Raw genomic sequence first — 25,045 nt, forward strand, 5'->3', positions numbered from 1 at the left:
AAGATAATACTTAATATCTATGCATTTAATTATATTTGCATAGCTTTCTAATTATGTCAAATTTAACCACAGCAATCAGTTTTTCACCAGAAGTACTACAAAAAGTACAAGAAATTATCAAACGATATCCAGAAGGTAGAGAGAAATCTGCGTTATTGCCAATATTGCATATTGCGCAGGCAGAGTTTGATGGATGGCTAAGTGTAGAAACTATGGATTACGTAGCATCTATACTAAATATTCTTCCAATAGAAGTGTATGAAGTGGCATCATTTTATACAATGTTTAATTTAGAACCAGTTGCAAAATACCTTATAGAAATATGCCAAACAAGTTCATGCTGGATGTGTGGCGCAGAAGATATTGTAGTCTATCTCAAAAATAAATTACATGTGGAAGTAGGACAAATTACGACAGATAGCATGTTTCAAATAAAATTGGTTGAATGCTTAGGTTCTTGTGGCACAGCACCAATGTTTCAAATAGGAGACAAATACTATGAAAATCTTACATTTGAAAAAATTGATACCATTTTAGAAGAATTAAGAAAAGAAAACAAGCGAAGTAGATATTGTTAATCAAGTATTATGAGCATTAAATTACTTTTAGAACACGACCATATTGAAGGCATCAACACATTAGATGTATATAAAAAAAATGGTGGATATGCTACACTAGAAAATACATTAAAATGTCTTTCACCCAATGATGTGTTGTTAGAAGTACAAAAATCAGGTTTGAGAGGTAGAGGTGGAGCAGGCTTTCCAACAGGAATGAAATGGAGTTTTTTGGCTAAACCAGAAGGCGTTCCAAGGTATTTAGTTTGCAATGCAGACGAATCAGAGCCAGGTACATTCAAAGATAGATATTTGATGGAGCGTATTCCACATTTACTAATTGAAGGAATGATACTGTCAAGCTATGCATTAGGTGCAAATACAGCATACATCTATGTGCGTGGTGAGTATTTTTACATTATTAAAATATTAGAAAAAGCAATAAAAGAAGCATACGCAGCTGGCTTGCTTGGAAAAAATATCTTAGGCTTACAATATGATTTAGATTTATATGTTCAGCCAGGTGGTGGTGCATATATTTGTGGCGAAGAAACAGCATTGTTAGAATCATTAGAAGGCAAAAGAGGCAATCCAAGAATTAAGCCACCATTCCCTGCAGTTGCAGGTTTGTATGGCAGCCCTACAGTAGTAAACAATGTAGAAACATTAGCAGCAGTTGTGCCAATCATAAAAATGAGTGGAGAAAAATACGCACAAATTGGCGTAGGAAAATCAACAGGAACAAAATTAATTTCGGCATCAGGGCATTTGAATAAACCAGGTGTTTATGAAATAGAACTTGGGCTTCCTGTGGAGGAATTTATATACTCAGATGAATATTGTGGAGGAATAAGAAACGGAAAAAAATTAAAAGCAGTAATTGCTGGTGGTTCTTCAGTTCCAGTGCTACCAACAGAATTAATATTAAAAACAGCAAAAGGCGAACCAAGATTGATGTCTTATGAATCTTTGAATGATGGTGGATTTTTAACTGGCACCATGTTGGGTTCTGGTGGTTTTATAGCCATGGACGAAGACACATCGATTGTAAAAAATCTATTCACTTTTGCAAGATTCTATCATCACGAAAGTTGCGGACAATGTTCGCCATGTAGAGAAGGAACAGGATGGATGGAAAAAATTCTTAAGAAATTTATAAATGGCGAAGCCACAATGAATGATATAGATTTACTTTGGGATATACAAAGTAAGATTGATGGTAAAACAATTTGTCCACTTGGCGAAGCAGCAGCTTGGCCAGTAGCAAGTGCAATTCGTCATTTCCGACACGAGTTTGAAGAATATGTACGCAATGGAAATTCTATTCAAGATGTAAAACATTACTACAGATTGAATAATCTTTCAGTTCCAGTTTAGAATAATATTTATTATGAAATATATAGTTATAGTATGTATTGCTCTTGGGCTAATATTGTCTTTAATATTTGGTATTGAATATAATTGTGATGGTCAGGAGATTTTTCCAACATATTTTGGTAGTCCATTTGTCTTTAAGCAAGAATCATTAGGAAGCTCAATGGAATATTATTTCAGTATTTTAGGATTAATATTTAATGTTTTTATTTGGAGCATAGTTTTAGTTATTGTTGATTATTATATAAGAAAAGTGATAAATAAATTATATAATAAAACTCAATTAAAATTCTATTACATAAGTCTTGTTGGTGTATTAGTTGTTTATTCATCAATCATTATTATACTGAATATGACAACCGTTGGACACGGATTTAAGAAAGAATTAAATTATTGGTATTGGAATGTGGATGATGAAGCAGAAAAATGGAATGTAGAATGTGAGGGAAAGTTTATTTATTTTAATATTTTTTAGCATTAATCTAACGACATGGAAAAAGCAAAAAATGAATTACATGTATTAATACAAAGTTTATCTTCTACAGAAAAAGCGTATTTTAAAAAATTTGCCTATAAAAGAAAAAATGAAAAAGACAACGATTATTTCCTAGTCTTTGATATATTATCTAAACAAGATGAATATAACGAAGCTGATTTAAGGAAGAAACTTAAAAATCCATCAATTCTAAAACGACTTCCTCAAGTAAAACAATATTTGTTTGATTTAATTGTAAGTACGTTTACAGCTAGTCAAAATATTGGAACAATTGCTGCTACATTTGATGTGGAAATAAATCAAATCAGATTTCTAATTGATAGACAAATAAGTAATGCTGCCAATAAAAAACTTTCTAAACTTAGAGAAAATATTTTTAAATATGAAGCATTAGAATTTTATGCACAATATTTTCAATTGCAAAACAGCATTCTTACATACAATAAAGATGATGAACAGAATAGAGAAAATCTGAATGAAGAATACAAACAAGTTTTAGAAAAACTAGAAAATATTAGAGTTTATGAGCATCTGAAAAATTTATCTTTCGATTTAAAAAGAAACAAAGAAATATTGTATATACGAAAAGAAGAAAATAAAGAAATTAAAAAATTTGTGAAAGAAAAAGCGTGGTTGTCAGTTGAACAATCTGCAACGACTATTCGTTCAAAATTGCTATTCTATTTTATTAGAAATCAAGTGTGGCTAATGTCTTCAGATGTTGAAAAAGCATATAAAGATACAGAAATCCAATACGAATTATTAAAGAAAAACAAAGCTTATACAGAATGTAATTTGAAAGATTACGTGAAAGTAATGGCAAACTTTATTCGTAGAATGCAAAACACAAATAATTTTAAAAAATTTGATGAAGTAAAAACAAACATACAACATGCACTTACTCAAATTAACGACGAAACTTTTGTGCGTGTAAAACGATTTGAGCTAATGTATGTTGATAGAAATATAAATATAGATTCATTCCATTTTGATAAAATTAAAAATATTATACCAGAGTTTATTTTTGTATATAATAACTATTTTAAAGACAGAAGAGATACGTTGCTTACCATTTGCAATGACATAGCACTAACATATTTTTATTTAGATGATTTTAATAATGCACTTACTTACATTAATTTATTATTGAATGATAAATATTTAAAACACTCCAAAGATTTAGAAAGCTATGCTTACATCATTAGACAAATCATTCTAATAGAATTAAATGTTTCTGTAAACAATGAAAATGAGTTTTACAACATAAAGAAAAAACTATATAGAGACGATAAATTGCATAAACTAGAAAATAAAATTCTAGATATGTTAGATCAATATGTTTTAGTTACAAATACAAAAGACAAAGCAAATGTTATTGCACACTATCAATCAGAAATATTAATAATGCTAGAAAATCCATTGCAAAAAAACTTTTTAAAATATTTTCAAATTGATTGGTGGATGACTGCCAAGCTAAACAACAAAACTATATATCAATATTTTAATAAAAATGAATAGTATTTTTTAATCTAAATGTATAAAACATATGTTATTAAATTTTTGATAATGAAGTTGTTGTGATATGAATTTCTTTTTCTAAAGCTATATTTTAATTGTTTTTTTGTCTTTTTTATCAGCACGTTTTTATTATAAGTTTGATGTTATAATTTATTCACAATTTAAAATTAGACATCATGAAAAAAGTTAGTATTTATTTTGTTGTAGTAACATTAGTTTTGTTATTTACAACCCAATGTAAAAAGGATGACACTACCACTGTAAGTGGAATTCCAGAACAAGTTAAGAATGAAATTCCAGATTCTTTAATTCAAGTATTAAAAGATTTAGGTATGCCAATTTACGAAGGCAATAATCCTCCAATAGTAAATGGTATTTATATAATATCACCATATACTTTAAAAAACACCAATATACCAAATGACAATCCAATTGGAACTGATTTTTTGTCTGGAAAAATAAAATTCAAAAATCAAAACAGTACAAATAGAACAATTTATTACCAACAAAAATACAATTATAATAATAATTATGATATTTCTGACAATACATTATCATATATTTCTGGGAATAATAATTACTTTACCGTTTTTTCTATAACAAATATCACTAGAACAAATACAATTGGTGATACTACAGACATTCAACAGTTTTTATTTGTGTACTCTGGTGAAAAAACTACGAATAATGCTGCTATAAAAAATATATATAATGCTCTACTGTCTACTAAAGTAATTAAAAATACAACTAATGCTTTTTAGATGTAGGATATGCGAGAGTTTTTTTTGATGGTGATGGTGTTTCTGAAACCTCTAATACTTTTAGACTAAGTAATAATGATTGGACTCCAAGTATTAATTATATTAATCCATTAACACTAAAACCATAAAACAATATACTGTTTTGTATACAAACAAAATAGTTGTTTTTTCATGAAGTCCTACATTTTTTGTAGGACTTCATGATTTTTTAGTAGTATAATAGAATATGTTCTTAATCCTTATCTAAACAACATATCCAACGCGCATAAATATTGGAAACTGAACTTGTTTTATTTCATTTTCCTTCCAGTACTGATTCAATTCTTCTTTTAGCATATCAACAGGATTAAATTTGTTTGCTCGAATAAAATGTTTTACAGAAGACCATGTATTCAAATAGCCAATAAAATGTTCAAAATTCCAATCTAAAATATTTTTTAACTCAGGCACTTCAATTTCTTTAAATGGAAAAGGAATATTTGTATAATTTTCGTCAATATATTTGCGTTCTTCGTCCCAATATTTTCCAATAATATGATGATAGAACTCTGAAATGATGGCGTCTATCTCAGTTGAGACTTTTACTCTATTATATCCAACCAAACATATAATGGCATTGTCTTTTGATGTACGTCTAACTTCAGCATAAAATTTATCAAAATCAAACCAATGTACAGCTTGTGCAACTATAATTAAATCAAAAAAGTTATGATTGAAATTTGTTGATTCTGATGCTTGTATAGAATAGGTGATATTATTTGCTTGTTGTGCATTTTTAATTTGTTCAACGCTAATGTCTGTTGCATACACATGCTCAAATTGTTTAGATATTTCAATCGCAATCTGTCCATTTCCAGTGCCACAATCCCAAGCATTATTTTTGTTTTTGCAAATAGAATTGATAAAATCAAATAGTGCATCAGGATATGTTGGTCTATACTTTGCGTACGCATTGGCATGTGCAGAAAAATTGTCTTTCATATAAATTAAAGCTAAGCAAAAATGTAATTATTTTTCTCATGCATTTGGTAAGTGTTTATCATATCAATCATAACAGTTTATATGTTATATATGTGTGAAAAAAAATACTTTAGAAATACGAAAAATAAATATTAGTTATTGATGTGAAATTTTCGCTATGTGCACAAAATATATTAAATGATATAAGTATTTTATAACCTATTTTGTTTCTTCTTATAAATTGTTTTTGAAATTCTATCGATAAGCCACATAAATATCCAATAAATAGGCATTGCAAGTGGATAAAATAAAACAGACAAAAAAGTATATCCATGATATCGGCTAGCTTCTTTTCCAATAATATTATCTATTAATTCATAAAAAAACATTAAACTTAATAGCACAATAAATGGAATAATAATACTTCCAATAATCACAGCTGGAGAAAATCTCTTATGAATATTTCTTTTTCTATATTTTATAATAATAAGAATATGTATTATAGCTAATGAAATTCCAAATAAAAGCATTAGTCCAAATGGATCAATTGATATAAGCGTTTGCGATAATTTTGATAGTTTAGGGATATACTCAATTTTTATATAATCTGCTGGAAGTGTAGAGAAATTCCAAATAGCAATACTATCCAACTTACCAGTATCTGGCGTGCCTAAATTTGTAGATATTGGCATTGATGGTGCTGTAGCATCAATTGTAATTTCTAATTTATTAAATGATTTCCAAAATTTTGCAGGTGAAAGTGAGTATCTAAAACTATATTCTTTTACCCAATCTGATTCATCTATCCATGCACTTGCATTGTATTCAATATGTATGTGGTGCTCGCCTTTTGTAAGTTCGGTTTCAAAATATTTTAAATCATTGAGCCTATATTTATATGTTGATTCTTCATTCCATTTTATTTCTATTACATCCAAACTACTATCGTATTCAGCTGGTTTAAATAAATCTGAAAACTTATCAAAAGGTGAATTGCTTGCATGTTGATATATATTTGGAATCTGTATTAATTCTATAGTGTTATTGTCAATTGAAATATTAAAATTTCCTTCATAGTCTGATGCGTGAAATAATAATGGGATTTGTGTGCCAGCTTTCTCAGCATAAATAGAATAGTCTATGATATAGCTAGCAACCTTAAAATCTTTATCAATTTTTATATAAATTTTTTCACTAATAATATTTATGTCCTTGCTTGATATCGCAGAACCTGTATTTGTGCCAAATGTAATAGGCGATGCCATATTGGCTAAAGCTGCTTTTATTAAAAAGCAAATAATGAGTGTAAATAGATTTTTCAGTATTCTAAAATGATTAGTTACTTAAAGTTACATAATAATAATCAAATTATCAATTGTAGTAATGTGTATATAAGACTATTTAACTATTCTAGTCTTTGAAGAGAATATCTTGTTATTATTTTATCTATACTAAAATTAATCACCTTTCAAAAATGACAAAACTTCTTTGTTGTTGTTGTCAAGTAATATTAGTTTTAGCCCATCAATTTTATAAGATGCAACTTTTGCCATTGCTTGGTTAAAATTATCTGCAATATCCATATTGGCACACATTTTTTTTGTTGAAGCAAGTGCGCCAAAAATTAGTTTTGAATCTGTTGCTGTTTTAATAATACCTGAATAATTATTGCAACCATCATTGCCATAAACTTTCATTTCTGTTAGGTTTATTTCTAGTCTTGGTATTGGCGACATTCTATTGATTGGATTTCCATTTATGCTAACAGCATTCCAAATATCATGTAAATTTTTATTGACTTCTTTTTCAGAATTTTTAATAAACATCAGTAGTTTTTTGCCATCAGCACTAAAAAATATAAGATTGTTATTGATAACTTGAAAAGAATCTGTTTTGCTTAATGCATTATACAATTCTTGCTCAATGTTATTTGAAATGCATGCCATTTTAGTACTAATGATATTTCCAAATATTAGTTTATTGGTATTTAGATTTTCTAAACTTCCACTAAAATTGTTACAACCACTGTGTCCACTTACTTTCTTTTGTTCTAAATTTATTTTTAATGTTGGAAGTACTATGCTTTTATTAATTGGCGCGTCGTTTAGTTTTGCCAAAATCCAATCTCCATTTAATAAACTTCTATTGTCTATTGTTTTTTCTAATTCTTTTACAAGCACATATTTAATTGAAGATGCATCAGCTGGAACGTTTTCTACTTTCTCTTCTTTTACTTCTATTTTCTTCAAGTATCCTTCTTCAAAATTAAAACCTTCAATAGGCGAATAAAAATTTTCCCATTTTTGATTGTCTAAATTTTCTCCTTTATGAATATTTAATACTTGCATTTTACCAACACCACTTGCTTCTGTTTTGTAGCCACTTACCCAAAGTATTTTATTGTTAGATTTTGTTGATGCACAAGAAAGAACAACTAATGCACTAATGATAGCAACAATATATGCGCTAAATTTTATAGAATTACAATGTATTCTAGTAATAAAATTATTATTCATACGGATATTAAGTTTGTTTATTTTAAATGTACAAAAAATATACCAATCATAATTGAAATGCTTCTATAAAACTATTTGGCAATTCTTTTATTCTTTTTTCATGATAATTAAAATAAACGCAACCAGAACGTACAATAGCTAATGTTTTTGTATTGTTTTTTATAAAATGAAAAACTAAATCAAAGCTACATTCTGTTAATGCTTGCACGCCAACTTGGCATTCAACTGTATCACCCAAAAATCCTTCAGATACATACTTTATTGCGTGATTTGCTAATATCGTTCCTTCACCTTTTTCCCAATCTACATCAGCAAGTTGCAAATGGGCATAAAAATTTGTTCTTATTTGATTAGCTTTTATTAAAATTCGTTCATTGCCCATGTGTTTTGCATGGTTTATGTCTTCTTGTTCTATTGTAAATTTTGAAGTATATAATATTTTCTTAGGTATTTCGATGTCAATTCTAGTCATTTTTTAAAAATTTAATCGTGCTTGAATAGGAATGTCCAATGAAGCATATTTGTTTGCCTTGTGCTTGTAGTATGCTGCAATAGCAATCATTGCGGCATTATCTGTACAATATTGGAAGTCTGGAATAAAAACATTCCATTTATTTTTGTCTGCAAGTATTTGCAATTGTTTTCTGAGCTCAGAATTGGCTGCAACACCACCAGCAATTGCTATATTGTCAATCTGATATGCTTTACTTGCTTTCTTAAGTTTATTTATTAGTATTTGTATTAAAATATGTTGTATAGATGCGCAGATATCTTCAATATTTTCTTGAACAAAGTTTTCATTGTCTTTGGTATTTTTTTGTAGAAAATATAAGATTTGAGTTTTTATACCACTGAAACTAAAATCATAATTTGGAATCTGAGGTTCAGAAAATATAAATTTATGTGGATTTCCTTTTTGAGCGTATTTGTCAATTAATGGACCACCAGGATAAGGCAATCCAAGCATTTTTGCTGTTTTGTCAAATGCTTCTCCAACAGCATCATCAATGGTTTGCCCAATAATTTCCATATCTAAATAGTCTTTTACAATAACTAATTGTGTATGTCCACCAGACACAGTAAGACAAATAAATGGAAATTTTGGCTTTGGTTCTTCAATGAAATGAGCCAAAATATGTGCATGCATGTGATGAACAGTTATTATTGGAATATTCATGCTTTGTGCAAATGCTTTTGCAAACATACCGCCAACTAATAATGAGCCAAGCAAACCAGGACCTTGTGTAAATGCTACTGCATTAATGTCTTTCTTTTGAATGCCAGCTTTTTTTATAGCAACATCTACCACAGGAACAATATTTTGTAGATGCGAGCGACTTGCCAATTCAGGAACTACACCGCCATATTCTTTATGAATATCTTGTGTAGCAACTTCGTTTGACATAATTTTTCCATCTATACATATGGCACAAGATGTATCATCACAAGAAGATTCTATGGCAAGTATAATATAAGGCATATTTTTTGAGATAAATAGCTTAATTTTGCACCAACAAAAATAAGTTGAAAAAAGCACTAAAATACATATCAATTGGTCTAGGCATCATTATATTATTGTTGCTAATTTCTTTTTTTGTATTAAGTATATTAATTCAACAACCTAAATTCCAGACTTGGGCAGTAAAAAAAGCTTCAGTAATGCTTAGCGAAGAGTTTGGCTCAAAAGTAAGTATAGAAAGTGTAGATATTAAATGGATAAAAGATATTGAACTAAATAAAATTTACCTTGAAGATAAACATAAAGATACATTGCTATATGTAAATAAAATTCAAGCAGAATTATTGTTGGGAAAAACATTATTTGAACAAGTTAAATCTATCCGACAAAAAAAGATTTATGTAGGTGATTTATTTCTTGATGGTGTGGTTTTTTATGGCTATAGAACAGCAAATGATTCATTGTATAATTTCTCAAATATACTTGATGCATTAAAATCTGATAAAAAGAAAGAAGAAAAACCTAAATCAAATCAAAGCCTAGAGTTTGATATAGATAAATTATTACTTACAAATATTCATCTAAAGTTAGATGATCAATTTGGTGGAACAGGTTATGAAGTAAGCGCAAAAAAAATAGATATAGATGTAGATAAGCTAGATTTGAATAAAATGATTATCTATGCCAATAAAGTAGATTTAGATACGCCAGATTTTAAGCTAACTTTATATGGTAAAGAAAAAAAAGAACCTAAAAAAGTAAGCAAACCATTTGCACCACAAAATATGGGTATTTTCCTAAAAGTTGATGATATAAAAATTGCTGATGGAAGCTATTCTATGGATATGCTTAATAAAAAGAAAATAAAAGTTGGCGATTTGCAAATCAGCAATATGCGTGTAAAACAAATTGACTTAAATATAAAAGATTATTATTGAGATACAACTGGAATGCATGTAGATATGCGTTATCTAAAAACAAATTTGGATGACAATATTAAAGTAAAAAATATTGCAGGAAAAGTATTGTTGGACAATGGGCAGATTAGTTTAAGTAACGCAAATATTGAATTAAATTCATCAAAAATAAATGGAGATTTTGCGTTGCGTTTTATGCAAGATTGGACTTCTTTTTCAGATTTTGAGAACAGTGTTGTACTAGTTGCAGATATACCAAAGGCAGAAGTATATAAAAAAGATTTAGTACAACTTGTACCAGCACTTAATAAATATCTACCAGAAAAAACAAATTTAGTAGCGGATTTGCGAGGAACACTGAGCAACCTGAAAGCTAATAAATTATATGTACAAGCTGGAAAGTCAACAAAAATTGATATTACAGGAAATATAAAAGGCTTGCCAAAAATAAACCAAACATTATTCGATTTATATGTCAATAATTTGCAAACAAACACAAGTGATTTAAAAACTTTATTACCTTTTGTAAAACTACCAAAGCAAATTGAAAATGCTGGAAATGTAAAATTCAAAGGAACTTACAAAGGATATATACAAGATTTTTATGCAAATGGAATTTTAACAACAGACAATTTAGGTACATTAGATGCAGATGTACACTTGAAGTTTCCAAAAGGTCAGCAACCAATCTATAATGGAAATATTGTTGCAAAGAGTTTGAATTTAGCTGAGTTAACAGGCAATAGTAAACTATTAGGTACTGTAGATTTGGACATAGATGCAAATGGCGCAGGCTTTGATGTGAAAAATATCAATACTAAGCTTGTTGGAAAAATTAGAAATTTTTATTTCAATGGATTTGTGTTTAAAGAAATTGATATTAATGGTATTTTAGATAAAAAGAAATTTTCAGGTAAGGCATTTTATGATGACGGTTGCTTCTTGTTTAAGTTCAACGGTATAGCAGATTTTAATCAAACTATACCAAGCTATGATTTTGCTTTAGATGCAAAAAACGTAAATCTACAAGAACTCAATCTATCAAAAGATTCAATTATTTTATCTTTTGATGGTAAGATAAAAGCAAGTGGAAACAAAATTGATAATATCAATGGGAAGGCATTTTTAAATAATATTATTGTACAGAACAATAAAAATATGTTGACACTTTCTGACTTAAGTGCAAATATTATTAGCGAAAAAAAATTCAAAAATTACACCATTCATTCCAACGAAGTAGATGTTGATGTGAAAGGAAATTTCAATCCATTAACGATTGCACAATCATTAAAAGTATATCTAAAAAACTATACGAAACTAATAAACCCAACACCTAAAGATTATTTAAAAAATGAATCACAAGATTTGACAGCAAAAATAAATCTACGCTCAGATTTTGGAATTTTGTTTAAAGTATTCTTGCCACAACTTTCATACGTTAGTGATTTTAAGATAAACGCAGATTTTAACAACGACGCAGATTATCTAAACTTTATTGTAAATGCAGATTCTGTAAATTATTCAAAAGTAGCTTTTTCTAATATAAGATTAGAAACAATTAACAAAGAATCAGAACTATTGTCAGAACTAATAGTTAAGAGAATAGGATTTGGAAAAACAACAGTTGATGATGTGTATTTAGATATTAATAGTTCACTCGAGCAGTTATTAACAAGTATTTCTGTAGAACCTTCAACATCAAAAAACGGTTTGCAGATGGTAAGTACACTAGATTTCTTTGGAGATACACTTGCAGCTAAAATCATCGACTCCAAATTTAAGTTGAATAACAAAAGTTGGGAAATACAAAAAGGCAATTCAATCACTGTGTATGATTCTATTTTTGAAACACAGAATTTTAAATTAGTACAAGGTAATCAAGAAATATTTTTAAAGAATGGCAGAAATACTTTATCTGATTTGACATTGTCAATAAAAAATTTAGAACTAACAGACTTTGCACAAATTATTGATACAACAGGAGCAATAAAATCTGGTACTTTAACAGGAAATGTAAACCTAAAAGATGTAATGCGTAAGCCACATATCAATACAGATTTAGTTATTAATGATTTTAAAGTATTAGATTACCCAATAAAGTACATAGCATTAGATGCAGTGTATGGCAGAAACCAAAAAAATATAGCAGAATTTGGCGGAATTATTGATGATAAAGATTATCTAATTAATTTTAATGGAAGCTATGACATGCAAGTAAAAGGCAAAGAAAAATTAGCAGTTGATGCCATCATAGATAAATTAAATTTATCATTTTTACAATCAATATTAAAAGACGAAATCAAAGTTAAAAATGCATTTGTAAAAGGTAATTTGAATGCATCAGGTAACCTTAAAAAAATTATATTAAATGGTGATGCCACATTCTTAGACACAGCTAATATTGTAATGAAATATTTAGGTTGCGCATTTAATATTCCAACAGGAGAGAAGATATTCATGAATAAAGATGGTTTTGATTTCAAAACACTATCAGTACATGATGATAATGGCAGAAACGCACAAATTACAGGTAGATTATTACACAATAGTTTTAAGGATTTTGTGGTAGAAAAAGCACACTTTGATGCACCAAATGGCTATCATTTTTTAAATACAACTTACGCAGACAATCAAGATTTTTATGGGCAAGTTTATGCACGTGGCGATGCAACTATCAATGGTCCATTTGAAGATTTAAACATAGATGTGAATGCAAAAACATTAAACAATACAGTATTTAATCTTCCAGTTTCAAATTCTGGTGGCAATCAAAATTATACATACATCATTTTCTTCGATCCAAAAGACACAACAAAAGTTGTACAAGAAAAAGTAAAGCTAAAAGGTATTTCTATAAATATGAATATAGAAGCTACGCCAGATGCAGAAGTGAATATCGTATTAGACCAATCATCAAATGATAAAATTTCTGGAAAAGGTTTTGGCGATTTGACATTGAATCTAGATAAAAAAGGAAAGCTCGAACTTAATGGAAAATATACACTCACAAAAGGAAATTATAATTTCAAATTTCAGAATGTAATATCCAAAAATTTCATTGTAAAACCAGGTAGCAATATTATTTTCTCAGGCGACCCAATGTCTGCAATCTTAGATATAAATGCATATTATAGTGTTAATGCATCATTGAAAAATATTGTAGATAGTTTGTCGCCATTGTACAATCGTTCACTACCAATAGACTTAAATTTATTAATATCAAATACATTAAAAAGTCCAGATATAAACTTCCTAATAAGTTCATCAAATTCATCTTTAGAAGCACAATCTGACGAATTAAGACAAGCAATGGATAGAATAAATAACAATAAAAACGAAGTGTACAATCAAGCATTTGGTTTATTATTATTTAATAGTTTTATGCCATCACAAACAACACAAGGTGGACAGCAATTTACAGGAATTACCAATTCATTTACGCAGTTTTTTACACAACAATTATCATCCTTACTCACCAAAGGTTTACAACAAGCTGGCTTAAAAGGTGCAAGTCTAGATTTGTTATTGAAAGATATAGAATCTAGCGAATCAAGGCAGTTTGGATTTACTTACAAACAAGAATTGTTTAATAGTAGACTTATTTTTACAGTTGGTGGTAATGTCAATTTTGGTACAGCTACCAATACATCTATCAATAGTATAAATTCAAATAACAATTCAACATTTACAAGCGATTTCCAGTTAGAATATCTAATAACAGCAGATGGAAGAATTAGATTAAAAACATTTGCAAAAACAGGTAATTTCGATATCATCAATCAAGATAGAGTACGAACAGGTGGTGCAATTGCATTCCAAAAAGATTTTGATAGTTTCAAAGAATTGTTTAAAATCAATAAACAAGACTTGAGCATAAAAGAGAAAAAGAAAAATAAAGAATAATTATTTTCGCTTATTCTTTGGTGTTACATCATTTCCTAAAATTGCAGGCGGCGTTTTAGCATATTCACTCACATTGCCAGAAAGAGATTTTAAAAATGATTCTATATCTTCAATTTCAGTATTAGATAAGTCTTTGTTGAGTTGCACTTTTGCCATAATGTTAATAGCATCTTTTAAGCTTTTTACACTACCATCATGAAAGTATGGATAGGTATGTTCTACATTTCTTAATGATGGTGTTTTAAACATATCTTTGTCTAATTCATCTTTTGTAAGATCAAATAAACCATTGTCTGTGCCTTTGCTTTTTGTATATTTTTTATAATCTTGAATAGCACCAAATTTTTGAAATGAATTACCACCAATTGCAATTCCATTGTGGCACGTAGTACATCCAGTATTGATGAATATATCCAAACCTCTTTTTTGTTGTGCAGTTAATGCATGCTCATCTTCATTCAAAAAATTATCAAATGCAGATGGTGTTAATAATGTTCTTTCAAATGCAGCAATAGCAAGTCTAATATTTGTGTAATTAATCGGATTCGGATCATTTGGAAATGCTTGTTTAAATAAATCTTTGTAATAATCTATACCACTAATTCTATCAATCAAAAATTGTTCATTTGGTATATTCATTTCCACAGGATTCAAAATTGGTTTTCCTGCTTGTTCTTCAACATCTTTTGCTCTTCCATCCCAAAATTGTAAAAAATGCAAAGAAGCATTCAGCGTAGTTGGCGAGTTTCTGCCACCAAGTCCACCTTCATCGCCAGGCGAAAATGGTAAATTATCTACACCATATGTATTTAAATTATGACAAGAGTTACAACTATTATTTCCTTTTGGAGATAATTTTGTATCATAATACAAGGTTTTTCCAAGCTCAATTTTTGCTGGACTTAGTTTGTTGCTTGTTGAATCTACATAGTTGTTGATAGACTTAAATTGTTTGATAGCAGCACTAAAAAGCCTTAAGTCTTCAAATTGTGGAGTTTGCTTTTTTGTTTTTAATTCAGGTTTGCATGACAATGCCACCACACTCAAAATGAGTGTAAAAATTATTAATTTTCTCATGTTGTTTCTTTTTTTATTTAAAATTCATCAGTCACACATCCTTCAGATGCAGACGATACTGTTTTAGCATATTTATATAAAATACCACTCTTCGCTTTTAGCTCAGGAATCACTAAAGATTTTCTTCTTTCGCTTAATACTTCATCACTTACTAATACATCTATTGTGTTTTTTATTGCATCAATAATGATTTTATCGCCATTTTGAATTAATGCAATATTGCCACCACTTTGAGCTTCAGGTGTTACGTGCCCAACCACAAATCCATGAGAGCCACCACTAAATCTTCCATCAGTAATTAGTGCAACATCTTTGCCTAAGCCTTCGCCCATTAATACAGAAGTAGGTTTAAGCATTTCTGGCATACCCGGCGCACCTTTTGGTCCAACAAATCTTATGATTACTATGTTTCCAGCTTTTACTTTTTTTGCTTGCATTGCATTGATTGCTTCTTGTTCACTATCAAAACAAATAGCTTCGCCTTCAAATTTTTCGCCTTCTTTTCCAGTTATTTTTGCTACGGCACCTTCGGTTGCAATATTTCCATATAATATTCTTATATGTCCAGTCTTTTTTATCGGATTTGATAATGGATAAACTAAATCTTGTCCATCTTTTAAATGTGGTAATGTTGCTAAATTCTCTGCAATTGTTTTTCCAGTTACAGTTAAACAATCGCCATGCAATAGGCCATTTTCTAATAATAATTTCATTACTGCTGGCACACCACCAATTTTATGCAAATCTTCCATTACATATTTTCCACTAGGGCGAAAATCTGCCAACACAGGTGTTATTTCTGCTAGTCTAACAAAATCATCTAAAGTAATTTTTACACCAACAGTTTTTGCCATTGCTATTAAATGCATTACAGCATTGGTGCTTCCACCTAATACAGTTACTACTCTTATCGCATTTTCAAATGCTTTAAAAGTCATAATGTCTGTTGGTTTTATATCTTTTTCTAATAAATTTTTGATTGCAACAGCTGCGTCTTTCAATTCATTTTTCTTGTCTTCTGATACAGCTGGATTACTTGCAGAATATGGCAAACTCATGCCTAATGCTTCAATTGCAGAAGCCATTGTATTTGCTGTGTACATGCCACCACATGCACCAGCACCAGGACAAGCATTTTCTACAACACCTTTAAAATCTTCATCAGAAATAGAGCCAGCAAACTTTTTGCCTAATGCTTCAAATGCAGAAACTACATCTAATGTTTCGTTTTTGTATTTTCCAGGTGCAATAGTTCCACCATATATCATTAATGATGGTCTATTCAATCTTGCCATGCCCATTATTACACCAGGCATATTTTTATCACATCCAGCTATCGAAATAATTCCATCGTAGTATTGTGCACCAGCATTTGTTTCAATCGAATCTGCAATTACCTCACGAGATACTAATGAATATCTCATGCCAGAAGTACCCATTGATATTCCATCGGAAACACCAATTGTGTAAAAATTTAAGCCAATAAGGTTTTGTTGATTAACAAGACCTTTTAGTTGATGTGAAAATGCATTCAAATGCATATTACATGGATTCCCATCCCAACCTGTAGAACAAATCCCAACTTGTGCTTTCTTAAAATCTTCATTAGTTAAACCAATTGCATGCAACATTGCTTGTGCTGCTGGTTGTGTTTCATCTTGTGTTATCGTTTTGGAATATTTATTTAATTCTGCCATTGGTTTAAATTTTTCACAAAATAATGAGATTTGACAATAAATTCAAAATAAATAATATCTATATTCAGATAAATATTATTGATAAACTATATTTGACTGTAATTTTGACTAGTAAGTACCTGATTGTATAAATATTATATTAGTATTTTATGCTAATAATTATTATGAAAAACAAAAAATATGAATCCTAAAAAGAATATAGACTTCTTTGCAACACTGATTTTTACAATTCTGGGTATATACAATAGTCAAGTTACGGTGTTTTATATTATTTACCTGTTTTGGTTTCAAGAGTTTGTAAGAACTATAATTGATGTTGTGTATGTTCTATTTAATAAAAAAAGACTAGAAGAAAAAGGAGCAGTTGTGGAAATACCTATACCTAATTTTATTCTACTGTTTATATATTTAGTGTTTATAGTTGTTTTATTTGGTGTATTGCTGAATTTTAATAACACAGATCTAATGATTTTGAATATGAGAACATTGATGCTGAAGAATATTTACTTTGACTTGAATGTAATAGTTTTTACAATAGAATATGTATTTTATATAAAGATGTTTGCTTATGTTCAGAATCAAAACCATATTTTTAACAAAAGGCACATTGTTTTGCATATATCAATAATTTTTGGAGCAATTATTCAAATGCTTATTCTACGAGATGCTAAAATCAATAATGAATTACTGTCAATGGCAGTAATTGCACCGTTTCTTATCTTAAAATATTTTTTTGGAAGAAATGAGTAGGAATTAGTTGGAAGTTATATTGTAATGATATATGTAGGATAAGCCTTTATGTTATTGTTAAATAATAATTCGATAACTTTGAACACTTAAGATAAAAAATATTCATGTTTTTGAAAAAAAAGATACTAAAAAGTTGTACAATTAAATTTTTTCATTTTACATTTAAGCCATGATTTCAAAATTAATTAAATCATTATTTTCATCAGATCAAAAAGATAAAAATATGGCTACTAAAGCTAATAAAGATGTTAAGGTTGTGAAAAATACAACAAAAGTGAAACCAGCTACAAAGAAAGTAGAGCCAACTAAAGCAAAAGCAAAGCCAGTTGCAAAGAAAGTAGAGCCAGCTAAAGCAAAAGCAAAGCCAGTTGCAAAGAAAGTAGAGCCAACTAAAGCAAAAGCAAAACCAGTTGCAAAGAAAGTAGAGCCAGCTAAAGCAAAAGCAAAACCAGTTGCAAAGAAAGTAGAGCCAACTAAAGCAAAAGCAAAACCAGTTGCAAAAAAAGTAGAGCCAACTAAAGCAAAAGCAAAACCAGTTGCAAAGAAAATAGAACCAACAAAAACGAAAGCCATAGAAAAAACAAAAACTGAAAAAGTTGAAAAACCAATTGATAAGCAAACTAAAAAACTGACTAGTAACAATAATATGGCAAAAAAAGAAACACCAAAAGAACAAAAAACTACTAAATCTACAGCAAAAAAGGAAGAAACAAAGCCTGTGCAACAACAACCAGCAAAAGCTGTTGTTCATGACCCAAATGTGAAACGCAAAGTAATTGTAGATTATAAAAATATTCCAGAAGAAGTATTGATGTTGCTTCATGAAAAATATCCACATGGATACAATAGAGGAATAATAAGGTTTACAAATGCAAAAAATGAAGTTGTATCTGCTGTTCCAATAGAGTTGGGAAATACATCTTATTTGATAAAAGTAAGTACACAATTACAAAAATTAGTTGACGATATTGACCTTGACGATGATGATGATGTATTCGCAGCACCAGCATTAGAAAAAGAAGTGTCTGTTGGCGTCGCGTCTGATTTAGAAGAATTTGATAAGAGCGATGATGATGATGAAAAACCTAAAAAAACAAAAGCAAAAGGTAAAGTAGGCAGTGCAGATGATTTGGAATACGGTTTTGATGAGGATGATGAAGATGATGATTATGACGACGACGATGATGATAATGAAGGTGATTATGACGACGACGACGACGATGAATAAATAGAAAATTATGAGTAACAATTTAGATGCTTTCAAGAGCACAATACAAGAAGGATATACGTTTAATGGAGATTCAATTATAGTCGGCACAGCTATATTAGATAAGAGTCCAATCCAAAATGCACCAATAAAACTGCCGTTAAAAACATTAAACAGACATGGATTAATTGCAGGAGCAACAGGTACAGGAAAAACTAAATCTATACAATTACTCTCAGAGCAGTTGTCAGATAGTGGTGTTTCTGTATTAATGATGGATATAAAAGGCGACTTTTCAGGAATTGCACAAGCAGGTACAAGCAACAAAATTGTAGAAGATAGAACAGCACTTATTGGAAACAAATGGCAACCAACAGCTTATCCAGTTGAGTTAATGACTATTTCTAATCAAGATGGCGTTAGACTTAGATCAACAACATTAGAGTTTGGACCAATTCTAATTTCAAAAATATTAGATTTGAATGACACACAACAAAGCGTAATGTCAATCGTATTCAAATATGCAGATGATGAAGCATTACCTTTGGTAGATTTAAAAGATTTAAAGAAAGTATTACAATATTTGTCAAATGAAGGAAAAGAAGCCATAGAAAAAGACTATGGAAGCATTTCTCCAGCTACATTAGGCACAATAACAAGAAAAATTGTTGAATTAGAACAACAAGGTGCTGAATTATTTTTTGGAGAACCATCATTTGATGTTAAAGATTTATTGAGAAAAGATGAAAATGGAAGAGGATTTGTAAATATCATAAGATTAACAGATATACAAGATAAACCAAAGCTATTTTCAACTTTTATGTTGAGTTTGTTAGCAGAAGTATATAGCACATTTCCAGAGCGTGGAGATTTAGATAGACCAGAATTAGTGATTTTTATTGATGAAGCGCATTTGGTGTTTAATGAAGCATCCAAAACATTATTAGAGCAAATCGAAACTATCATAAAATTAATAAGATCAAAAGGCGTTGGAATTTTCTTTTGCACACAAAATCCAACAGATATTCCATCAGATGTATTAGCGCAATTAGGTCTAAAAGTACAACACGCACTAAGAGCATTTACAGCAAAAGATAGACAAGCAATAAAATTGGTAGCCCAAAACTATCCAATCACAGAATATTATAAAGTAGAAGACGATATTACCCAATTAGGTATTGGAGAAGTATTTGTAACAGCATTAAACGAAAAAGGAATTCCAACACCATTGGTTCACACTTTAATGTCACCACCACAAAGTAGAATGGATGTTTTGTCGCCAGAAGAAACAAAAGCACACATAGAGCAATCTGCATTATACAAAAAGTATAAAGATGCAGTAGATTCAGAAAGTGCATATGAATTGCTGAATAATAGAATAAATGCAATTGCCGTAGAAAAAGAATCGCAAGAAGCACCAGCACCAAAACAACAAAAAGTAAGTGTGCCAAAGTCTTCACCATCTACATTTGAAAAAGTACTCAATAATAAAACAACAAAAAGCCTAGCAACTACAGCAACTCGAGAAATTACTAGAGGATTATTAGGTATTTTAGTTAAAGCATTCAAAAAATAATAATTAAAAATTAGACTATCTTATTGATTTTTACATCAATAGCTTATCCTTTTTTTAACATAAAAAACACAATCTATTTTTTATTTTTGTAAGGAAATTTTTCTTATCATATTAAATTTAAAATCAAATAAAATGGCAACAAGACAAGAGAGAATTGATGCTCTTAAAAAAGATTGGGCTGAAAACCCAAGATGGAAAGGTATTACAAGACCTTACACAGCAGAAGATGTAGTTAGTATTTCTGGTTCTGTAGAAGTTGAGTACACATTAGCAAAAAATGGTGCAAACAAACTTTGGGACAAAGTACAAACACGTGCTTGGACTTCAGGTTTAGGTGCTTTAACAGGAAATCAAGCAGTACAAGAAGTACAAGCTGGTATGCCTGCAATCTACTTATCAGGATGGCAAGTAGCTGCAGATGCAAACTTAGGAATGGAAATGTATCCAGACCAATCATTGTATCCTGCAAATTCAGTTCCTGCTGTTGTAAGAAGAATTAATAATGCTTTTGCTCGTAGAGATCAAATTCAATGGTTAAACCAAGATGGAGACATCGATTGGTTTGCTCCAATTGTTGCTGACGCTGAAGCTGGCTTTGGTGGAAACTTAAATGCTTTCGAATTAATGAAAGGTATGATTGAAGCTGGTGCTGCTGGTGTACACTATGAAGATCAATTAGCATCTGCTAAAAAATGTGGTCACTTAGGTGGAAAAGTATTAGTGCCAACTCAAGAAGCAATCAATAAATTAGTAGCTGCTCGTTTAGCTGCAGATAGCATGGGCGTACCTACAGTTTTAATTGCACGTACTGATGCTGAAGCTGCAACATTAATTACTTCTGATATTGATCCAAGAGACCAAAAATTCATCTTAAGTAAAGAAAGAACTTCTGAAGGTTTCTTCAATGTAAAAAATGGTATTGAAGCAGGTATAGATAGAGCTTGTTCTTATGCAGAATATGCTGATTTAATTTGGATGGAAACAGGAAATCCAGATTTAGGCTTAGCTAAAGAATTTGCACAAGGTGTACACGCAAGATATCCAGGTAAAATGTTGGCGTACAACTGTTCTCCATCATTCAACTGGGCAAAATACATGGATGAGAAAGCAATGGAAACATTCCGTGAAGATTTAGCTGCTATGGGTTACAAATTCCAGTTCATTACATTAGCTGGTTTCCATGCATTAAATTCATCAATGTTTAGCTTATCTAAAGATTATATGGCTCGTGGTATGGCTGGTTTCTCTGCTATGCAACAAAAAGAGTTTGCTATGGAAGCTGATGGTTTCAAAGCAATCAAACACCAATCATTCGTAGGAACAGGATATTTTGATGCTATCCAAAATATAGCTCAACAAGGACAATCTTCTACTACTGCAATGGGCGGAAGTACTGAAACTGAGCAATTCCATTAATTAGATACTTATTAATAGAATATATCGAAATGGCTACTAGTATTAGTAGCCATTTTTTATTTGATTAAACTGAATTCAGTAACTACAAATTTTATTACATAATATATTGAACATATAAACTGATTTTGTATTTTTATTCTATATAGTCTTTTTTATAATAGTATATATTTGAATAATGAAGAGAAGAAATTTTATAAAATCAACTGCTTTAACAGGTATTGGTGTTGCCTTAAATGCATGCACTAAAGAAATAAAGGAAGAACGAATATATACACCAAATCTAATTATTGGTTCAGGATTTGGTGGTTCTGTTACTGCACTACGTTTAGCACAAGCAGGACACAATTCTATACTGATTGAACGTGGAAAAACTTGGAATGCAGCAGAGTTTTGCTCCTTTACAAATGTAAATGAGAAATCTACATGGTTAAACAGGAAAGCTATGGTGCCTATAGTAAATCTAAAGCTACCGATAAAAGAATATTTAGGTGTTATAGAATACCATGAATATAGAAACATGAATATTTTTAATGCTGCTGGTTTGGGTGGAGGCAGCTTAGTGTTTGGTGCAACTTATGTAAAGCCACAACAATTACCATTTGAACGATTATTTCCATCTGAAGTATCTTATAGCGAAATGGATGAAATTTATTACCCAAAAGTTCAACAAGAAATAAATTTTTCTCATATTCCAGAAGATATTTATCAATCTGAATATTATTTATATGCACGCACATTTAAACAACAAGTAGAAAATGCTGGAAAAACTTCTGTTAGGTTGCCAGCATCATATGATTGGGAAATAATTAGAAAAGAAATGCGTGGCGAAATTCCGTTAGAGTTTTTGAAAGGTGATGGAAATTATGGTACAAGAAATAATTCAAAATATAGTTTGGATAAAAATTATATTGCAAGAGCTATTGCCACAAATAAAACTAAAGTGTACACGCAAACAAACGTTGTTCAAATAAAAATTAATTCTGATAAAAAATATGAAGTTAGTACGCAGCAATTAAATGTTTGGGGCACAATCGTTGGTTTAAAAACATTTATTTGCGATAAACTTTTTTTATGTGCTGGCGCACCAAATACAATAAAACTATTATTAAAATCAAAATATACATCAAACTTAAAAGAATTAAATTCTAATATTGGTAAAGGTTTTGGTACAAACGGAAAAACTTTCTTTAGAAGAACTGTTGATGCAAATACTGGAGCACTAACAGGCTGGACACCAGCAGAAGCGTCCTTTCATTTTGATAATCCATATGTGCCAATTATTATTGAAAATATTCCACAACCACTTGGCTTAATTTTGCCAATTCCAGATTTGAAAAGCCATTTTCATGTTGGTTTGGCTGCAACAACTTATAGAGCAAATTTTGAGTATGATGATGCGACTGATAAGTTGATGTTAGATTGGAATGTAAATGGTTTAGATGAATCAATCAATGCTGCGAAAGATTGGGCAAATATAGTAAATGCAGCAAATCCAAATTCGTATATAGATAATCTATTAATTAGAAACTATTATGCAAATAATGTTTCTTATCATCCATTAGGTGGTTGTGTTATTGGGCAAGCAACAGATTTTTATGGTAGGGTAGTAGAATACCCAAATTTATATGTGAATGATAGTACATTAATTCCTGGTGCATTGTGTGCAAATCCTGCGTATTCTATAGCTGCGTTAGCAGAAAGAAATATTGCAAAAATAGTAGAACAAGATTTTAAGTAACTATTTAGATTTCTCAAAATCTTGCATAGCTTGCACCAATACTTGTACGCTTTCTATGTTTAATGCATTATAGCAAGATGCTCTAAAACCACCAACTGTTCTGTAGCCTTTTATGCCATGAATGTTGTATGGTTTTACAAATTCTAAGAATGCTTCTTCGTCAGTTGTATTATTTGCCACAAAATTGATATTCATTCTACTTCTATCTTCTACAACTGCATGTCCTTTGAATAAACTATTTCTATCAATTTCAGTGTATAATAGATTTGATTTATCAATGTTTCTTTGTTCAATTGCTGATAGCCCACCTAATTTCTTTAGCCATCTTAGTGTAAGTAGGCAAGTATAAATAGCAAAAACTGGTGGTGTGTTGTATAATGAATTATTTTTTGCATATACATCAAAATTCCAAATTGATGCTTTTTTTCTTGGTTGTAATTTTAGTAAATCATTTTTTATAATAACTAATGTAATGCCAGCAGAACCTAAGTTTTTTGAGCTCCAGCATAGATTAGTGCATATTTGCTAACATCAATTGGTCGACTAAAAATATCAGAACTCATATCAGCAATCAATGGAATTGGAGAAACTAAATCTTCTAGTAATTCTGTGCCATAGATGGTGTTATTTGTTGTGATGTGAAAATACTTCGCATCTTCTGGAATCGTATAATTTTTTGGAATATAATTGTAATTTTCATTTTTAGAAGAAGCAACAATATGCGTTTTTCCAAATAGCTGACATTCTTTTTCTGCTTTAGATGCCCAAACGCCAGTATCTAAAAATGCAGCAGTTTCATTTTCTGCAAGCAAATTGTAAGGCACCATAGAAAATTGCATGTTTGCACCACCTTGAATAAATAAGATGGAATAATCGTCAGGAACATTCAGTAATTCTTTTATTAAGCTGATGCTCTCTTCCATTATGGCATCAAATTCTTTGCTTCTATGTGATATTTCAAGCAAGGATAATCCAATATTATTTAGTTCAATACATGCTGCTGCTGATTGTTCAAATACTTCTTGTGGTAAAATTGATGGTCCAGCACCAAAATTGTGTTTCTTCATAATCTCTAAATTTATAAGTATTCTAATATATACCTATGTTGCTTGGATTATTTGAA

Annotated in this window: 19 protein-coding genes and 1 pseudogene; 12 read left to right on the plus strand and 8 right to left on the minus strand. The window is 29.9% G+C overall.

What is annotated here, in order from left to right:
- Positions 1 to 53 precede the first annotated feature (53 nt).
- The 5 genes from IPK18_10890 to IPK18_10910 all read left to right on the plus strand — a co-directional run bounded on the left by IPK18_10890 (position 54) and on the right by IPK18_10910 (position 4,706).
- Positions 54 to 578 carry an NAD(P)H-dependent oxidoreductase subunit E gene (locus IPK18_10890; GenBank protein QQR97367.1) on the plus strand — a complete coding sequence of 175 codons (525 nt, stop codon included), beginning with the start codon at positions 54 to 56 and terminating at the stop codon, positions 576 to 578.
- A gap of 9 nt (positions 579 to 587) precedes the next feature.
- Positions 588 to 1,934 carry an NADH-quinone oxidoreductase subunit NuoF gene (nuoF, locus tag IPK18_10895; GenBank protein QQR97368.1) on the plus strand — a complete coding sequence of 449 codons (1,347 nt, stop codon included), beginning with the start codon at positions 588 to 590 and terminating at the stop codon, positions 1,932 to 1,934.
- A gap of 13 nt (positions 1,935 to 1,947) precedes the next feature.
- Positions 1,948 to 2,406 (plus strand): hypothetical protein, encoded by a 459-nt coding sequence (locus tag IPK18_10900; protein QQR97369.1) that lies wholly within the window; start codon positions 1,948 to 1,950, stop codon positions 2,404 to 2,406.
- A gap of 15 nt (positions 2,407 to 2,421) precedes the next feature.
- Positions 2,422 to 3,945, plus strand: coding sequence for a hypothetical protein (locus IPK18_10905; GenBank protein QQR97370.1), 1,524 nt, complete (start codon positions 2,422 to 2,424; stop codon positions 3,943 to 3,945).
- 176 nt (positions 3,946 to 4,121) lie between these two features.
- Positions 4,122 to 4,706 carry a hypothetical protein gene (locus IPK18_10910; protein ID QQR97371.1) on the plus strand — a complete coding sequence of 195 codons (585 nt, stop codon included), beginning with the start codon at positions 4,122 to 4,124 and terminating at the stop codon, positions 4,704 to 4,706.
- Positions 4,707 to 4,949: 243 nt separating this feature from the next.
- On the opposite strand, the gene IPK18_10915 is transcribed toward IPK18_10910, so the two are convergent.
- The 5 genes from IPK18_10915 to tsaD all read right to left on the minus strand — a co-directional run bounded on the left by IPK18_10915 (position 4,950) and on the right by tsaD (position 9,662).
- Positions 4,950 to 5,687, minus strand: a complete 738-nt coding sequence (locus IPK18_10915; protein ID QQR97372.1) for a class I SAM-dependent methyltransferase — start codon at positions 5,685 to 5,687, stop codon at positions 4,950 to 4,952.
- A gap of 191 nt (positions 5,688 to 5,878) precedes the next feature.
- Positions 5,879 to 6,931, minus strand: a complete 1,053-nt coding sequence (locus tag IPK18_10920; protein ID QQR97373.1) for a hypothetical protein — start codon at positions 6,929 to 6,931, stop codon at positions 5,879 to 5,881.
- 192 nt (positions 6,932 to 7,123) lie between these two features.
- Positions 7,124 to 8,182 carry an META domain-containing protein gene (locus IPK18_10925; GenBank protein ID QQR97374.1) on the minus strand — a complete coding sequence of 353 codons (1,059 nt, stop codon included), beginning with the start codon at positions 8,180 to 8,182 and terminating at the stop codon, positions 7,124 to 7,126.
- A 46-nt stretch (positions 8,183 to 8,228) separates the two neighbouring features.
- Complete coding sequence (locus IPK18_10930; GenBank protein QQR97375.1) at positions 8,229 to 8,654, minus strand: thioesterase family protein; 426 nt, start codon at positions 8,652 to 8,654, stop codon at positions 8,229 to 8,231.
- A 3-nt stretch (positions 8,655 to 8,657) separates the two neighbouring features.
- Positions 8,658 to 9,662 carry a tRNA (adenosine(37)-N6)-threonylcarbamoyltransferase complex transferase subunit TsaD gene (gene tsaD / locus IPK18_10935; protein ID QQR97376.1) on the minus strand — a complete coding sequence of 335 codons (1,005 nt, stop codon included), beginning with the start codon at positions 9,660 to 9,662 and terminating at the stop codon, positions 8,658 to 8,660.
- Between the two features lie 44 nt (positions 9,663 to 9,706).
- Here tsaD and IPK18_10940 point away from each other — a divergent pair, with 44 nt between their 5' ends.
- Both IPK18_10940 and IPK18_10945 read left to right on the plus strand, forming a co-directional pair.
- Positions 9,707 to 10,579 (plus strand): hypothetical protein, encoded by an 873-nt coding sequence (locus IPK18_10940; GenBank protein ID QQR97377.1) that lies wholly within the window; start codon positions 9,707 to 9,709, stop codon positions 10,577 to 10,579.
- A 24-nt stretch (positions 10,580 to 10,603) separates the two neighbouring features.
- On the plus strand, positions 10,604 to 14,461 hold the full coding sequence (locus IPK18_10945; protein ID QQR97378.1) for a translocation/assembly module TamB domain-containing protein: 3,858 nt from the start codon (positions 10,604 to 10,606) through the stop codon (positions 14,459 to 14,461).
- Here IPK18_10945 and IPK18_10950 read toward each other — a convergent pair whose 3' ends face one another.
- On the minus strand, positions 14,462 to 15,538 hold the full coding sequence (locus IPK18_10950; GenBank protein ID QQR97379.1) for a c-type cytochrome: 1,077 nt from the start codon (positions 15,536 to 15,538) through the stop codon (positions 14,462 to 14,464).
- Between the two features lie 17 nt (positions 15,539 to 15,555).
- Positions 15,556 to 17,235 carry a dihydroxy-acid dehydratase gene (gene ilvD, locus IPK18_10955; protein ID QQR97380.1) on the minus strand — a complete coding sequence of 560 codons (1,680 nt, stop codon included), beginning with the start codon at positions 17,233 to 17,235 and terminating at the stop codon, positions 15,556 to 15,558.
- A 180-nt stretch (positions 17,236 to 17,415) separates the two neighbouring features.
- Between ilvD and IPK18_10960 the strand changes: the two genes are divergently transcribed.
- The 5 genes from IPK18_10960 (at position 17,416) to IPK18_10980 (ending at position 23,922) form a co-directional block, all read left to right on the plus strand.
- Positions 17,416 to 17,985 carry a hypothetical protein gene (locus IPK18_10960; protein QQR97381.1) on the plus strand — a complete coding sequence of 190 codons (570 nt, stop codon included), beginning with the start codon at positions 17,416 to 17,418 and terminating at the stop codon, positions 17,983 to 17,985.
- 811 nt (positions 17,986 to 18,796) lie between these two features.
- Entirely contained in the window at positions 18,797 to 19,213 is a 417-nt protein-coding gene (locus tag IPK18_10965; protein ID QQR99338.1) for a DNA primase, read from the plus strand.
- Between the two features lie 10 nt (positions 19,214 to 19,223).
- A complete protein-coding gene (locus IPK18_10970; protein ID QQR97382.1) occupies positions 19,224 to 20,768 on the plus strand; it encodes a DUF853 family protein in 1,545 nt (514 codons plus the stop codon).
- A gap of 132 nt (positions 20,769 to 20,900) precedes the next feature.
- Positions 20,901 to 22,184 (plus strand): isocitrate lyase, encoded by a 1,284-nt coding sequence (aceA, locus tag IPK18_10975; protein ID QQR97383.1) that lies wholly within the window; start codon positions 20,901 to 20,903, stop codon positions 22,182 to 22,184.
- A gap of 175 nt (positions 22,185 to 22,359) precedes the next feature.
- Positions 22,360 to 23,922 carry a GMC family oxidoreductase gene (locus IPK18_10980; protein ID QQR97384.1) on the plus strand — a complete coding sequence of 521 codons (1,563 nt, stop codon included), beginning with the start codon at positions 22,360 to 22,362 and terminating at the stop codon, positions 23,920 to 23,922.
- Here IPK18_10980 and serC read toward each other — a convergent pair.
- Positions 23,923 to 24,989 (minus strand): annotated as a pseudogene (gene serC / locus IPK18_10985) (3-phosphoserine/phosphohydroxythreonine transaminase). It lies immediately after the preceding gene.
- Between the last annotated feature and the right edge of the window lie 56 nt (positions 24,990 to 25,045).

It is taken from the genome of Sphingobacteriales bacterium (assembly GCA_016699615.1).
Taxonomy (GTDB): domain Bacteria; phylum Bacteroidota; class Bacteroidia; order Chitinophagales; family JADIYW01; genus JADJSS01.

Coding starts and splice junctions, on each gene's coding strand:
- IPK18_10890 (QQR97367.1), top strand. CDS start 54: ATGTCAAATTTAACCACAGCAATCAGTTTTTCACCAGAAGTACTACAA.
- nuoF (QQR97368.1), top strand. CDS start 588: ATGAGCATTAAATTACTTTTAGAACACGACCATATTGAAGGCATCAAC.
- IPK18_10900 (QQR97369.1), top strand. CDS start 1,948: ATGAAATATATAGTTATAGTATGTATTGCTCTTGGGCTAATATTGTCT.
- IPK18_10905 (QQR97370.1), top strand. CDS start 2,422: ATGGAAAAAGCAAAAAATGAATTACATGTATTAATACAAAGTTTATCT.
- IPK18_10910 (QQR97371.1), top strand. CDS start 4,122: ATGAAAAAAGTTAGTATTTATTTTGTTGTAGTAACATTAGTTTTGTTA.
- IPK18_10915 (QQR97372.1), bottom strand. CDS start 5,687: ATGAAAGACAATTTTTCTGCACATGCCAATGCGTACGCAAAGTATAGA.
- IPK18_10920 (QQR97373.1), bottom strand. CDS start 6,931: ATGGCATCGCCTATTACATTTGGCACAAATACAGGTTCTGCGATATCA.
- IPK18_10925 (QQR97374.1), bottom strand. CDS start 8,182: ATGAATAATAATTTTATTACTAGAATACATTGTAATTCTATAAAATTT.
- IPK18_10930 (QQR97375.1), bottom strand. CDS start 8,654: ATGACTAGAATTGACATCGAAATACCTAAGAAAATATTATATACTTCA.
- tsaD (QQR97376.1), bottom strand. CDS start 9,662: ATGCCTTATATTATACTTGCCATAGAATCTTCTTGTGATGATACATCT.
- IPK18_10945 (QQR97378.1), top strand. CDS start 10,604: ATGCGTTATCTAAAAACAAATTTGGATGACAATATTAAAGTAAAAAAT.
- IPK18_10950 (QQR97379.1), bottom strand. CDS start 15,538: ATGAGAAAATTAATAATTTTTACACTCATTTTGAGTGTGGTGGCATTG.
- ilvD (QQR97380.1), bottom strand. CDS start 17,235: ATGGCAGAATTAAATAAATATTCCAAAACGATAACACAAGATGAAACA.
- IPK18_10960 (QQR97381.1), top strand. CDS start 17,416: ATGAATCCTAAAAAGAATATAGACTTCTTTGCAACACTGATTTTTACA.
- IPK18_10965 (QQR99338.1), top strand. CDS start 18,797: ATGTTGCTTCATGAAAAATATCCACATGGATACAATAGAGGAATAATA.
- IPK18_10970 (QQR97382.1), top strand. CDS start 19,224: ATGAGTAACAATTTAGATGCTTTCAAGAGCACAATACAAGAAGGATAT.
- aceA (QQR97383.1), top strand. CDS start 20,901: ATGGCAACAAGACAAGAGAGAATTGATGCTCTTAAAAAAGATTGGGCT.
- IPK18_10980 (QQR97384.1), top strand. CDS start 22,360: ATGAAGAGAAGAAATTTTATAAAATCAACTGCTTTAACAGGTATTGGT.